The 13,432-nt window shown below is 71.9% G+C and carries 11 protein-coding genes; all 11 read left to right on the top strand.

Translation table 11 applies throughout. The features are described 5' to 3' along the window. Positions 1–44 precede the first annotated feature (44 nt). The 11 genes from HBH26_RS14815 (at position 45) to ftsA (ending at position 13,343) form a co-directional block, all read left to right on the top strand. Complete coding sequence (locus tag HBH26_RS14815; protein WP_168135412.1) at positions 45–1,460, top strand: UDP-N-acetylmuramoyl-L-alanyl-D-glutamate--2,6-diaminopimelate ligase; 1,416 nt, start codon at positions 45–47, stop codon at positions 1,458–1,460. 31 nt (positions 1,461–1,491) lie between these two features. Beyond that, a complete protein-coding gene (locus tag HBH26_RS14820; protein ID WP_168135413.1) occupies positions 1,492–2,865 on the top strand; it encodes a UDP-N-acetylmuramoyl-tripeptide--D-alanyl-D-alanine ligase in 1,374 nt (457 codons plus the stop codon). Further along, positions 2,866–3,936 carry a phospho-N-acetylmuramoyl-pentapeptide-transferase gene (gene mraY, locus HBH26_RS14825; RefSeq protein WP_168135414.1) on the top strand — a complete coding sequence of 357 codons (1,071 nt, stop codon included), beginning with the start codon at positions 2,866–2,868 and terminating at the stop codon, positions 3,934–3,936. Then, positions 3,933–5,339, top strand: a complete 1,407-nt coding sequence (gene murD, locus HBH26_RS14830) for a UDP-N-acetylmuramoyl-L-alanine--D-glutamate ligase (protein ID WP_338057410.1) — start codon at positions 3,933–3,935, stop codon at positions 5,337–5,339. The genes mraY and murD overlap by 4 nt, the downstream gene beginning before the upstream one ends. Further along, positions 5,336–6,550, top strand: coding sequence for an FtsW/RodA/SpoVE family cell cycle protein (locus HBH26_RS14835; RefSeq protein ID WP_168135415.1), 1,215 nt, complete (start codon positions 5,336–5,338; stop codon positions 6,548–6,550). Before murD ends, HBH26_RS14835 begins: the two co-directional genes overlap by 4 nt. After that, the gene (murG, locus tag HBH26_RS14840; RefSeq protein WP_168135416.1) at positions 6,547–7,704 is read left to right on the top strand and encodes an undecaprenyldiphospho-muramoylpentapeptide beta-N-acetylglucosaminyltransferase; all 1,158 of its coding nucleotides are present in this window, start codon (positions 6,547–6,549) and stop codon (positions 7,702–7,704) included. Before HBH26_RS14835 ends, murG begins: the two co-directional genes overlap by 4 nt. Then, positions 7,701–9,119 (top strand): UDP-N-acetylmuramate--L-alanine ligase, encoded by a 1,419-nt coding sequence (gene murC, locus HBH26_RS14845; protein ID WP_168135417.1) that lies wholly within the window; start codon positions 7,701–7,703, stop codon positions 9,117–9,119. The genes murG and murC overlap by 4 nt, the downstream gene beginning before the upstream one ends. Positions 9,120–9,265: 146 nt before the next feature. Continuing rightward, positions 9,266–10,141, top strand: coding sequence for a UDP-N-acetylmuramate dehydrogenase (gene murB, locus HBH26_RS14850; protein ID WP_168135461.1), 876 nt, complete (start codon positions 9,266–9,268; stop codon positions 10,139–10,141). Positions 10,142–10,181: 40 nt separating this feature from the next. Further along, complete coding sequence (locus tag HBH26_RS14855; RefSeq protein ID WP_209308592.1) at positions 10,182–11,099, top strand: D-alanine--D-alanine ligase; 918 nt, start codon at positions 10,182–10,184, stop codon at positions 11,097–11,099. Next, on the top strand, positions 11,096–12,067 hold the full coding sequence (locus HBH26_RS14860) for a cell division protein FtsQ/DivIB (RefSeq protein WP_168135418.1): 972 nt from the start codon (positions 11,096–11,098) through the stop codon (positions 12,065–12,067). The genes HBH26_RS14855 and HBH26_RS14860 overlap by 4 nt, the downstream gene beginning before the upstream one ends. 16 nt (positions 12,068–12,083) lie before the next feature. Beyond that, positions 12,084–13,343, top strand: coding sequence for a cell division protein FtsA (ftsA, locus tag HBH26_RS14865; protein WP_168135419.1), 1,260 nt, complete (start codon positions 12,084–12,086; stop codon positions 13,341–13,343). Positions 13,344–13,432: the final 89 nt, after the last annotated feature.

Consider the following 13,432-nt stretch of genomic DNA (forward strand, 5'->3'; position numbering starts at 1 on the left):
ACGCGCTCCTCGCCGCCCGCCGCGCCGGATGGAGCCATGGTCGCATGAGGCTCTCCCACCTCGTCCCCGGCGCACCCGACGTCGCCGTCACCGGCTTCGCGATCGACCATCGCAAGGTCGCGCCCGGCACCATCTTCGGCGCGTTCGAGGGCGCGCGCGTGAACGGCGAGGACTTCATTCCCGCGGCGGTGGAGGCCGGCGCGGTCGCGGTGGTGGCGCGCTCCGCCGCCCGCGTGGAAGGCGCGCTCCACGTCCGCTCCGACGAGCCGCGCGCCCTGTTCGCCGCGCTCGCCTCACGCTTCTTCGCGCCGTTCCCGGCGACCTGCGTGGCGGTGACGGGCACCAACGGCAAGACCTCCACGGTGGAGATGACGCGCCAGCTGTGGCGCATGGCGGGGCGCCACGCCGCCTCCATCGGCACGTTGGGCGTCACCACCGCCGATGACCGCGTCACCACGGGGCTGACGACGCCCGACGTCGTCACCTTCCTCTCCAACGTCGGCGGGCTGGCGCGCGAGGGCGTGACGCACCTCGCGTTCGAGGCGTCGAGCCACGGGCTGACGCAATATCGCACCGAGGGGCTGCCGGTGGCCGCGGCCGCCTTCACCAATCTCAGCCGCGACCACCTCGACTATCACGGCGACATGGCGGCGTATTTCACCGCCAAGCTGCGGCTGTTCGCCGAGGTGCTGAGCGCGACGGGCACCGCGGTCGTCTGGCGCGACGATCCCCAGTCGGAGCGGGTGGTCAATCTGGCGCGCGAGCGCGGCAACCGCATCGTGACGGTGGGCGAGCACGGCGACGACCTGCGCCTCGTCGCGCGCGAGCCGACGCTGCTGGGGCAGGGGCTGACGATCCGCGCGGGCGATGCCGACCACCGCGTCACGCTGCCGCTGATCGGCGCGTACCAGGCCGCCAACGCGCTGGTCGCGGCCGGGCTGGTGATCGCGACCGGCGGCGACGTGGCGGCGACGATCGCGGGGCTGGCGCGGCTCCAGCCGGTGCGCGGCCGGCTGGAACGCGCCGCGATCACGACGACGGGCGCGCCGGTCTACGTCGACTACGCGCACACGCCCGACGCGCTGGAGGCCGCCACCGCGGCGCTTCGCCCCCATGTCGAGGGTCGGCTGATCCTCGTCTTCGGCGCCGGCGGCGACCGCGACCAGGGCAAGCGCGAGCCGATGGGCGAGGCCGCGGCGCGCACCGCCGACGTCGTCATCGTCACCGACGACAATCCCCGCGGCGAGGATGCCGCCGCGATCCGCGCCGCGGTGCTGAAGGGGGCGCCCGGCGCGCGCGAGATCGGCGACCGCCGCTCCGCCATCGCCGCCGCCGTGGCGGACGCGGGCGCGGGCGACATCGTGCTGATCGCGGGCAAGGGGCACGAGCAGGGACAGATCGTCGGCGACCTGGTGCTGCCGTTCGACGACGTCGCCGTGGCACGGGAGTGCGCGGCGTGAGGCCCGCTTCGCATGACGGACGTATGCGCCGATGACTCCGATCTGGACCGCCCCCGCCATCGCGCGTGCCGTCGGCGGCACCGCCTCGGCCGACTTCGCCGCCACCGGCGTCGCCTTCGACAGCCGCGAGGTGGGCGAGGGCGACCTGTTCGTCGCGCTGACCGGCGAGAGCACGGACGGCCACCGCTTCCTCGACCAGGCGTTTGCGCAAGGGGCGGCGGGCGCGATCGTCTCCGCCGACACGCCCCATCCGCACGTTCGCGCCGCCGACACCTTCGCCGCGCTGGAGGACCTCGCCCGCGCCGCCCGCGCGCGCGTGGCGGGCAAGGTGATCGGCGTCACCGGATCGGTCGGCAAGACCTCGACCAAGGAAGCGCTGTTCGCCGCGCTCAACCGTTCGCCGTCGAGGCGCGCGCACCGGTCGGTGAAGAGCTACAACAACCATACCGGCGTACCGCTCAGCCTGGCGCGGATGCCCGCGGACAGCGACTATGCGGTGCTGGAGATGGGGATGAACCATCCCGGCGAACTCGCGCATCTCACCACGCTGGTCCGCCCGCACGTGGCGATGATCACCGCCATCGCCCCCGCGCACACCGAATTCTTCCCCGACGAGGGCGCCATCGCCGACGCCAAGGGGGAGATCTTCCGCGGGCTGGAACCGGGCGGCACCGCCATCGTGCCGTTCGACAGCCCGCATCGCGACCGCCTGATCGGCCACGCCCGCCCGCACGCCGGCACGATCGTCACCTTCGGCATGGACCGCGCGGCGGACGTCCACCCGCTCGAACTGGCGCCCGCGCCCACCGGCGGCACCTTCGTCACCGCACGCCTGGGGGCGCGGGAGCTGAGCTTCACCGTGTCGCAGCCGGGCGACCATTGGGTGTCGAACGCGCTCGCCGTCCTCGCTGCCGTCGATGCGGTGGGCGGCGACCTCGCACTCGCGGGCCTCGCGCTCGGCGAGCTTGGCGGGCTGCCCGGCCGCGGCGCGCGGCGCACGGTCGCGCTCGCCGGCGGCGAGGCGATGCTGATCGACGAGAGCTACAACGCCAATCCCGCCTCCATGCGCGCCACGCTGAAGGTGCTGGCGCGCGAGCCCGGCCGCCACGTCGCGGTGCTGGGCGAAATGCGCGAGATGGGCGACAAGGCGGATCGCTACCACGCCGGGCTGGCCGAGCCCATCGTGGAGGCGCGCGTCGAAGCGTTGGTCCTCGTCGGCGAGGCGATGACGCACCTCGCCGCGGCGCTTGAGGGGCGGGTGGATTTCGTCCATGTGCCCGATGCCGCATCCGCGCTGGATCATGCCCGCAGGCTGATCGCGCCGGGCGACGCGGTGCTCGTCAAGGGATCGAACGGAGTGGGGCTGTCGCGGGTCGTCGCGGGCCTCGCGGGGGGCCATCGCTAGGTGCTGTACTGGATCGCCGAACAGCTGGGCTTCCCCGGCGCGCTGAACCTGATCCGCTACCTGTCGTTCCGGTCGGGCGGCGCGGTGGCGACGGCGCTGGTGATCGGCTGGATCATCGGGCCGAAGTTCATCGGCTGGCTGCGCGTGCGCCAGGGCAAAGGGCAGCCCATCCGCGCCGACGGCCCGCAGACCCACCTCGCCAAGCGCGGCACGCCGACGATGGGCGGGCTGATGATCCTGACCAGCCTGTCGCTGTCGATCCTGCTGTGGATGGACCTCAGCAATCCCTATGTATGGGCGTGCCTGTGCGTCACGCTGGGCTTCGGCGCGATCGGCTTCCTCGACGATTACGACAAGGTGCGAAAGGCCAGCACCGCGGGCGTGCCCGGCCGGGTGCGGCTGCTGCTGGAATTCCTCATCGCCGGCGTCGCCGCGGCGATCATCATGCAGGAGAACGGGGCGCACCTCTACCTGCCGTTCACCAACCGCTACTACCTCGACCTCGGCTACGCCTATCCGCTGTTCGCCGCCTTCGTGATCGTCAGCTTCGGCAATGCGGTCAACCTGACGGACGGGCTCGACGGCCTCGCCACCATGCCCGTCATCATCGCCGCCGTGGCGTTCATGGTGATCGCGTACCTCGCCGGCAACGTAAAATACGCCGACTATCTCGGCATTCCCCACGTGCCGCGCGCGGGCGATCTCGCCATCTTCTGCGGCGCAATGGTGGGCGCGGGGCTCGCCTTCCTGTGGTACAATGCGCCTCCCGCGGCGGTGTTCATGGGCGACACCGGCAGTCTCGCGCTCGGCGGCGCGCTCGGCACCATCGCCGTCGTCGCGCATCACGAGATCGTGCTCGGCATCATCGGCGGGCTGTTCGTCGTGGAGGCGCTCAGCGTCATCATCCAGGTGTTCTGGTACAAGCGGACGGGCAAGCGCATCTTCCGCATGGCGCCGATCCATCACCATTTCGAGCAGCTGGGCTGGAGCGAGCCGACCGTCGTGATCCGGTTCTGGATCATCGCGCTGGTGCTGGCGCTGGCCGGTCTGTCGACGTTGAAGCTGCGGTGATCGTTTCGGGCGCCTGGGCGGGGAAGCGGTACGCCGTGCTCGGGCTGGCGCGATCCGGCGCGGCGACCGTGCGCGCGCTGCTGGTGGGCGGGGCGTCGGTAACGGCGTGGGACAGCGACGAGGCGAGGCGTGATGCTATCCTCCCCGAGCTTGCTCGGGGAGGGGGACCGGCGAAGCCGGTGGAGGGGCAGATGCGGGACGCTTCCGTATCCACCCCTCCGCCGTCGCTGCGCGACGGTCCCCCTCCCCAAGACGAGCTTGGGGAGGATCTGACGATCGCCGACCTCGACACGCTCGACCTCTCCGCCTTCGACGCGCTCGTCGTCTCTCCCGGCGTGCCGCTGAACACCCACCCCCTCGCCGCGCGTGCGCGGGCCGCCGGGGTGCCCATCGTCGGCGACATCGAACTGTTCTCGCAGGCCCGCGCCGACCTGCCGCCGCACAAGGTCGTCGGCATCACCGGCACCAACGGCAAGTCGACCACCACCGCGCTGGTCCACCACCTCCTCGCCACCGCGGGGATGCCGGCGCGCATGGGTGGCAACATCGGCCTGCCGATCCTGGCGCAGCAGCCGCTGGCTCAGGGCGGCGTCTACGTGCTCGAGCTGTCGAGCTACCAGATCGACCTCACGCGCTCGCTGGACTGCGACGTCGCGGTGCTGCTGAACGTCACGCCCGACCATCTCGACCGCTACGACGGGTTCGATGCCTATGCCGCCAGCAAGGCGCGGTTGTTCGCGATGCAGTCGCCCGCGCACGACGCCGTGATCGGCATCGGCGACGCGCCGTCGGCGGCCATCGCGCGCGGCCTGTCGGCACGTGGCGAGCACCTGACGAAGATCGCGCCCGGCGTCTGCATGGACCAGTCGCGCTGGCCGAGCCTGCAAGGCCCGCACAACGCGCAGAACGCGCTCGCCGCCATCGCCGCCGCGCGCGCGCTGGGCGTGGACGAGGCGGTGATCGACCGCGGGCTGGAGACGTTCGCCGGCCTGCCCCACCGCATGGAGCGCGTGGCGACGCTGGACGGCGTCACCTATGTCGACGACAGCAAGGCGACCAATCCGGAAAGCGCCGCCCCCGCGCTCGCCGCGTTTCCGCGCATCCACTGGATCCTGGGCGGGCGCGCCAAGGGCGACGACCTCGACGCCTGCCTGCCGCATCTCGGCCATGTCGCGCACGCCTATACGATCGGCGAGGCGGGTGCGCGCTTCGCCGAGGTGCTGCGCGACCACGTCGCCGTGACGGAGGCGGGGACGCTCGACGCCGCGGTGCGCGCCGCCGCCGCCGCCGCGGTGCGCGGCGAGGTGGTGCTGCTGTCGCCCGCCGCCGCCTCCTTCGACCAGTTCCGCGACTACGAACACCGGGGCGCCGCCTTCCGCGCGGCGGTGGAGGGGCTCAAGTGACCGACGTCGGCCGGATCTCGCGCGGCAAGCTGAAGAACCGGGGCGGGCGCGGCGATCCCTCGCCGCTGGGCACCTGGTTCTGGGACATCGATCGCGTGCTGCTGCTGCTCGCGCTGTTCCTGATGGCGATCGGGCTGATCGCGGTCGCTGCCGGCTCCCCCGCCAGCGCGATGCGCTATTCCGGCGAGCATCTGAAGTTCGCGCCGCTGCACTATTTCTGGCGGCAGGTGATGTGGGTGGCGGCCTCGCTGCCGGTGATGATCGGCGTGTCGATGCTGCCCGTCACGCTTGCGCGGCGGATGGCGCTGGTCGGCGCGGCGGCATGCGTCGCGCTGCTGGTGCTGGTGCCCTTCGTCGGCGTGACGGTGAACGGCGCGCGTCGCTGGATCGGCGTCGGCATCGCGCAGGTGCAGCCGTCGGAGTTCCTGAAGCCCTTCTTCATCGTCACCGTCGCCTGGCTGCTGTCGCTGAAGGCGCGCGAGGAGGATCTGCCCACCACTGCGCTGACCGCGGGGCTGACCGCGGTGATCGCCGGGCTGCTGATGCTCCAGCCCGATTTCGGGCAGACGATGATGTTCTCGATCATCTGGCTGGCGATGGTGACGATCGCGGGCGTCCCGACGCGGGTGATCGGCGGTTTCCTCGCCTGCGTGCCGGTGGGCCTGGGCGCGGCCTATGTCTTCTATGGCACGGCGCGCGCGCGCATCGACGCCTTCCTGTTCCCGGGCGTGGAAGGGGAGGGGGCGAGCGACCATTTCCAGACCAACGCCGCGCACGCGACGCTGACGTCGGGCGGCTGGACCGGCACGGGGCCGGGCGGCGGCACGGTGAAGTTCGGCCTGCCCGAGGCGCATACCGACTATATCTTCTCCGTCGTCGGCGAGGAGTTCGGCCTGATCGCGTGCATGGTCGTGGCGGTGGTCTTCCTCGCGCTGGTCGTGCGCGTCTTCGTGAAGCTGCTGGACGAGCAGGACCCCTTCAAGCTGCTCGCCGCTTCCGGCCTCGCCGTGCAGTTCGGCGCGCAGGCGCTGATCTCGATGGCGGTGAACACCGGCCTGGCACCGTCGAAGGGCATGACCCTGCCCTTCATCAGCTACGGCGGATCGTCGATGCTGGCGCTGTCGGTCGGGATGGGCTTGCTCCTCGCCTTCACCCGGCGCAATCCGTTCCTGATGCGCAGTCCCTATGTGAAGAACTGGAGCGCCTCTTGACGCGCCCGAAGCATTTCGTCCTCGCCGCCGGCGGCACCGGCGGGCACATGGTCCCCGCCGCCGCGCTGGCGGAGGAGCTGACGAAGCGCGGGCACCGCGTCGCGCTGGTCAGCGACGCGCGCGGCGTGCGCTTCCCCGGGCTTTTCCCCAATGGCGAGAACGCCGTACAGACGCACGTCATCCCCGCCGGGCGCTTCTCCGGCGGTCCGCTCGGCTGGCTGAAGGCGGCGCGGCAGATGCGGCAGGGGCGGGCGATGGCGGCGGAGCTGTATCGCGCGTTCAAGCCGGCGGCGGTGATCGGCTTCGGCGGCTATCCCGCCTATCCCGCGCTGTCCGCCGCCTTCGCCGCCGGCATCAGGACCGCGGTGCACGAGCAGAATGCGGTGCTCGGCCGCGTCAACCGGCTGGTCGCGGGCCGGGTCGACGCGATCGCGACCAGCTATCCCGATACCGAGCGGCTGAAGCCGCGCCACGCCGCCAAGGCGCACATGGTCGGCAACCCGGTGCGCGAGAGCGTGCTGGCGCTGCGCGCGAAGCCCTACCCGCTGCTGGAGGAGGAGAGCATCTTCCGCGTCCTCGTCACCGGCGGCAGCCAGGGGGCGAGCATCCTGTCGAAGGTGGTGCCGGAAGGACTCTCGATGCTGCCCGTCGCCTTCCGCCGCCGGTTGCAGGTGACGCACCAGGCGCGGATCGAGGATATCGACGCCGCGCGGGAGAAATACGCCAGTCTCGACATCGCGGCCGACCTCGCCACCTACCTGCCCGACCTGCCGGAGCAGCTCGGCTGGTCGCACCTCGTCATCGCGCGCGCGGGCGCCTCGACCATCTCGGAGCTGACCGCGGCGGGCCGCCCCGCCATCCTGGTGCCGCTGCCCAGCGCGACGGACGACCACCAGACCGCCAACGCGCGCGCGATCACGGCGGCGGGCGGCGCGCGCACGATCCCGCAGGACCGGTTCACGCCGTCGGAGCTGGCCAAGCAGATGCAGAAGCTGGGCCTCGATCCCGAGGCGCTGCAGAACGCCGCCGGCCGCGCGCGCGCCTGCGGCTCGCCCAACGCCGCGAGCGACCTCGCCGATCTGGTTGAGAGCCTGGACGCACCCGCCGCGCCGCAGATGGTCGGCCTCGCCCGCCCGAAGGAGGCGTTCGCGTGAAGGGCGTCGCGACCGACATCGGCACGATCCACTTCGTCGGCATCGGTGGGATCGGCATGTCCGGCATCGCCGAGGTGATGCACAACCTGGGCTACGCCGTGCAGGGCAGCGACGTGGCCGAGGGCTATGTCGTGGAGGGGCTGCGCGCGCGCGGCATCAAGGTGACGATCGGCCACGACGCCGCGAATGTCGACGGCGTCGCCGTGGTCGTCACCTCCACCGCGGTGAAGCGCGGCAATCCGGAGGTGGAGGCCGCGCTCGCCAATCGCATCCCCGTGGTCCGCCGCGCGGAGATGCTGGCCGAACTGATGCGGCTGAAATCCACCGTCGCCGTCGCCGGCACGCACGGCAAGACGACGACGACGTCGATGGTCGCCGCGCTGCTCGACGCGGGCGGGGTGGACCCGACCGTCATCAACGGCGGCATCATCAATTCCTACGGCTCGAACGCGCGGCTGGGCGCCAGCGACTGGATGGTGGTGGAGGCGGACGAGAGCGACGGCAGCTTCCTGCGCCTCGACGGCACGTTCGCGATCGTGACGAACATCGATCCCGAGCACCTCGACCATTACGGCGATTTCGACGCGGCCAAGCGCGCCTATGTCGAGTTCGTCGAGAACGTGCCCTTCTACGGCGCGGCGCTGCTGTGCCTGGATCATCCCGAAGTGCAGGCGCTGATCCCGCGCGTGCGCGACCGCCGCATCGTCACCTACGGCTTCGCCGCGTCGGCGGACGTGCGCGGCGTGAACGTGTCTCCTTATCCGGGCGGCAACCGGTTCGAGGCGCTGATTCGCCACCGCGACGGCTCGGTCCGCTCGATCGAGGGCATCGACCTGCCGATGCCCGGCCGCCACAACGTGCAGAACGCGCTGGCCGCGATCGGCGTGGCGCTGGAACTGGGCATCGACGACGCGACCATCCAGAAGGGCTTCGAGCGCTTCTCCGGCGTCAAGCGCCGCTTCACCAAGGTCGGCGAGGTGGCGGGCGCCACGATCATCGACGATTACGGCCACCACCCGGTCGAAATCCGCGCGGTGCTGGCGGCGGCGCGCGAGAGCGCGCAGGCCATAAAGGAGGGCGGGCGCGTGATCGCCGTCGTCCAGCCGCACCGCTATTCGCGGCTCGGCAATCTGATGGAGGACTTCCGCGGCGCGTTCAACGACGCCGACATCGTCTACGTGACCCCGGTCTACGCCGCGGGCGAGACGCCGGTGCCGGGCGTGGATGCCGAGGCGCTGGTCGCCGGCCTGCGCGACCGCGGGCACCGCCAGGTCGACGTCGTCGCCGACGCCGACGCGCTGGCAACCGCGCTGGCGGCCGAGGTGCGCGCCGGCGACCAGGTGATCTGCCTGGGCGCGGGCGACATCACGAAATGGGCCGCCGGGCTGGCGGCGGCGATCGAGACGAGAAGGTGAGCGCCGCTGACTATATCCTCTCCGGCACGGGGAGGGGGACCAGCGAAGCTGGTGGAGGGGGGGCGCCACGAAGCGCGTCGCCTGCGGCTGCCCCCCTCCACCACCAGCCTTCGGCTGGCGGTCCCCCTCCCCGTGCCGGGGAGGACATTCGGGTCCGCGGCCGCCTCACCGCCGCCGCTCCGCTCGCCCCGCTCGTCTGGTTCAAGTCCGGCGGCGCGGCGCAGTGGCTGTTCGAGCCGAAGGATGCCGACGACCTCGCCGCCTTCCTGCGCGATCTCGACCCGGCGGTGCCGGTGATGGCGCTGGGCCTCGGCAGCAACCTGATCGTGCGCGACGGCGGGGTGCCTGGCGTGGTCGTCCGCCTCGGCAAGCCCTTCGCCGCCGTCCGCGCGGACGGCGACACGCTGACCTGCGGCGGCGGGGCGAGCGGCATCCTCGTCTCCTCTACCGCGCGCGACGCGGGGATCGCGGGCGTCGAGTTCCTGCGCTCGATCCCCGGCACGGTGGGCGGCTTCGTGCGGATGAACGGCGGCGCGTATGGCCGCGAGACCGCCGACATCCTCCTGTCCGCCGACGTGATCCTGCGGACCGGCGAGCGGCGGACGCTGTCGTGCGCCGACCTCGGCTACACCTATCGCCACTCCGCGCTTCCCGACGGCGCGGTGGTCGTCGCCGCCACCTTCCGCGGCACGCCGGGCGAGCCGGCGGCGATCCAGGCGGAGATGGACCGCATCGCCGCCGCGCGCGAGGCGTCGCAGCCGCTGCGGTCGAAGACCGGCGGCTCCACCTTCAAGAACCCGCCGGGTCACAAGGCGTGGCAGCTGGTGGACGCGGCCGGCTGCCGCGGCCTCACCCGCGGGGCGGCGCAGGTGAGCGAGAAGCACGCCAACTTCCTCCTCAACCTCGGCGCGGCCACCAGCGCCGACATCGAGGCGCTGGGCGAGGACGTGCGCGCGCGGGTGAAGGCGCACGCGGGCGTGGAGCTCGAGTGGGAAATCCAGCGCGTGGGAGTGGCCAAGTGAAGGCGGCGGCACATACCCGCCCCGTGCAGGGGAGGAAAGCATGACCTTGCACATCGCCGTCCTGATGGGCGGCTGGTCCGCGGAGCGCGAGGTGTCGCTCTCGTCCGGCGCGGGCATCGCCGCCGCGCTGGAGGCGAACGGCCACCGCGTCACGCGAATCGACATGGACCGCGACGTCGCCGCGCGGCTGGCCGAGGCGAAGCCCGACCTCGTCTTCAACGCACTCCACGGCACGCCGGGGGAGGACGGCAGCGTGCAGGGGCTGATGGACCTGATGGGCCTCACCTACACCCACAGCGGCCTCGCCACCTCGGTGATCGCGATCGACAAGGTGCTGACCAAGCAGGCGCTGGTGCCGCACGGCATTCCCATGCCCGGCGGCCGGGTGGTGAAGTCGGCGGACATCCACCAGGCCGATCCGCTCCAGCGCCCCTACGTGCTGAAGCCCGTCAACGAGGGCTCCTCCGTCGGCATTGCCATCGTCACCGCGGACGGCAATTACGGCAACCCGATCGGCCGCGACGTGGCCGGGCCGTGGCAGGACTTCGACGAGCTGCTGGCCGAGCCCTATGTCCGCGGGCGCGAGCTGACCACGGCGGTGCTGGGCGACCGCGCGCTGGGCGTCACCGAGCTTCGACCGAAGTCGGGCTTCTACGATTACGACGCCAAATATACCGACGGCATGACGGAGCACCTGTTCCCCGCGCCGGTTCCGGACGAGATCGCCGAGGCGTGCAAGGCGCTGGCGCTGGAGGCGCACCGGCTGCTCGGGTGCAAGGGGTGCAGCCGCGCCGACTTCCGCTGGGACGACGAGCGCGGGGTCGACGGGCTGTTCCTGCTGGAGGTGAACACGCAGCCGGGCATGACCCCGCTCAGCCTGGTGCCGGAACAGGCGCGGCATACGGGCATGACGTACGAGGAACTGGTGCAGGCGATCGTAGAGGAGGCGCTGAGATGAGCCGTGCCGCCGCCGTTTCCCGCGGCACCGGCCGCCCCGCGCCCGCGCGCCGCCGCGTCGCGCCGAAGAAGTCGTTCGGCGACCGCATGATCGAGAAGCTGCCCGTCAGCCAGGAGACGCTGCGCAAGCTGGTCGCCTGGTCCATGCTGGGCGCGGGGAGCGCGGTGGCGCTGTCGGTCGCGGCGTGGCTGGGCGTGCCGCAGGCGATCGGCGTCGGCGTCGCCGAGTCCGCCGCGCGGCTGGGGCTGCGCGTGGAGCAGGTCGACATCACCGGCCTGAAGCGGATGGATCGCGAGACGGTCTACGCCGTCGCGCTGGAGGACCAGGGCACGCGCGCCATGCTGCGCGTCGACCTGGAGCATATCCGCGACCGGTTGCTCGCCTATGGCTGGGTCGCCGATGCCTATGTCGCGCGTCGCCTGCCCGACCGGCTACTGATCCACATCACCGAGCGCGAGCCCGCCGCGGTGTGGCAGGCCAACGGCCAGCTGACGCTGATCGACGCGGAAGGGCGCCTGCTGGCCCCGGTGGACGCGGCGAACATGCCCGATCTGCCGCTGGTGATCGGCCCCGGCGCGGACCGGCAGGAGGCGGGATACCAGGCGCTGCTGGCCGCCGCCCCCGCGCTGCGCCCGCGCGTCCGCGCCGCGACGTGGATCGGCAACCGGCGGTGGGACCTCACTTTCGACACCGGCGAGACGCTCGCGCTGCCGCAGGACGATGCGGCGCAGGCGCTGGTGAAGTTCGCCGAGATGGACGGCGCGCGCCCGCTGCTGGGCAAGGGATGGCTGCGCTTCGACATGCGCGATCCCGCCAAGCTGGTGGCGCGGCGGCCGGGACAGGACGCCAGCCTGGCGGCGGATACCGGCGGCCCGTCGGCGACGACGCCGCCGCAGGGAAGCGGCGGGAACACGGCAACGCCGGCGGCGGGGGACGGGGAACCCGCGCCGACCGGTGGGGAAGCATGACAGGGGGTTGAGGACAATGGCGAAGCTGGCACCCGACGAACTCATCACCGCACTCGACATCGGATCGTCCAAGGTCTCCGCAATGATCGCGCAGAAGGGCGACGGCGGCGAGCTGGTCGTGCTCGGCACCGGCCAGCGCGAGAGCCGCGGCGTGAAGCGCGGCTACATCGCCGACATGGACGCGACCGAGGTCGCGGTGCGCGAGGCGGTGGAGCAGGCCGAGCGGATCGCCGGGCTGAACATCGAGAACGTGTGGGCGGGCTTCTCCTCGGGCGGGCTCGTCAGCGACGAAGCGTTCATCGAGGACGAGCTGGGCGGCCAGCGGATCGAGCAGGGCGACATCGACGCGCTGTTGCAGGAGGCGCGCCGCGCGATCGACCCCGCCGGCCGCATGGTGCTCCATGCCCAGCCCGCGCTCTACACGCTCGACGGCCTCACCGGCGTGAAGAAGCCGATCGGCCTGCACGCCGACAAGCTGGGCGTCCACGTCCACGTCATCGCCGCGGACGGCTCGCCGGTGCGCAACCTGGACCTGTGCGTCCGCTCCGCGCATCTGGAGGTGAAGTCGATCATCGCCTCGCCGGTCGCGACCGGCCTGTCCTGCCTGACCAACGAGGAGCGCGACCTGGGCGTCGCGCTGGTGGAGATGGGGGCCGGGATCACCAACGTATCGCTGTTCGCCGGTTCGATGCTGGTCGGCCTGAAGTCGATCCCGATCGGCGGCGCCGACATCACCGACGACATCGCCAGCGCGTTCGGCACCACGCGGCTGCAGGCGGAGCGGATCAAGTGCTTCCACGGCAGCGCCAACGCCTCCCCGCGCGACAACCATGAGATGGTGACGATCCGCGAGCGGACCGAGGACGAGGAATCGGAGGCGCTGCAGATCACCAAGGCGGCGCTGATCGCGGTGATCCGCCAGCGGCTGGAGCATTGGACCACGGAGATCCAGAAGGCGCTGAAGGAGCTGCGCTTCGAAGGGCCCGTCGCGCGCCAGGTGGTGCTGACCGGCGGCGGCGCGGAGCTGAAGGGCATCGCCGACTATACGCAGCAGGCGCTTGGCCGCTCGGTGCGCGTGGGCCGCCCCCGTGGGCTGACCGGCCTGCCGGAGGCGCACGCCGGCCCCGGCTTCTCGACGCTGGCGGGCCTGGCGTTCTTCGCCGCCAGCGATCCCATCGACCTGCGCGCCATTGCGCCGCGGCAGCAGGTGGTGGCGCGGCAGAAGGGGTTGCGCGGCATCGCGCGGCTGATCCAGGCGGCGAAGGCCAATTACTGACATGTACGTTTTTGACGGGGCGGCGGGGCGTTCCGGCGCGTTTTCGCTGGCACCGCGCGTCCCGTTGTTGCACATCCACCAGAATCTTT

The sequence above is a fragment of the Sphingomonas corticis genome, assembly GCF_012035195.1.
GTDB classification, from domain to species: Bacteria; Pseudomonadota; Alphaproteobacteria; order Sphingomonadales; family Sphingomonadaceae; genus Sphingomonas; species Sphingomonas corticis.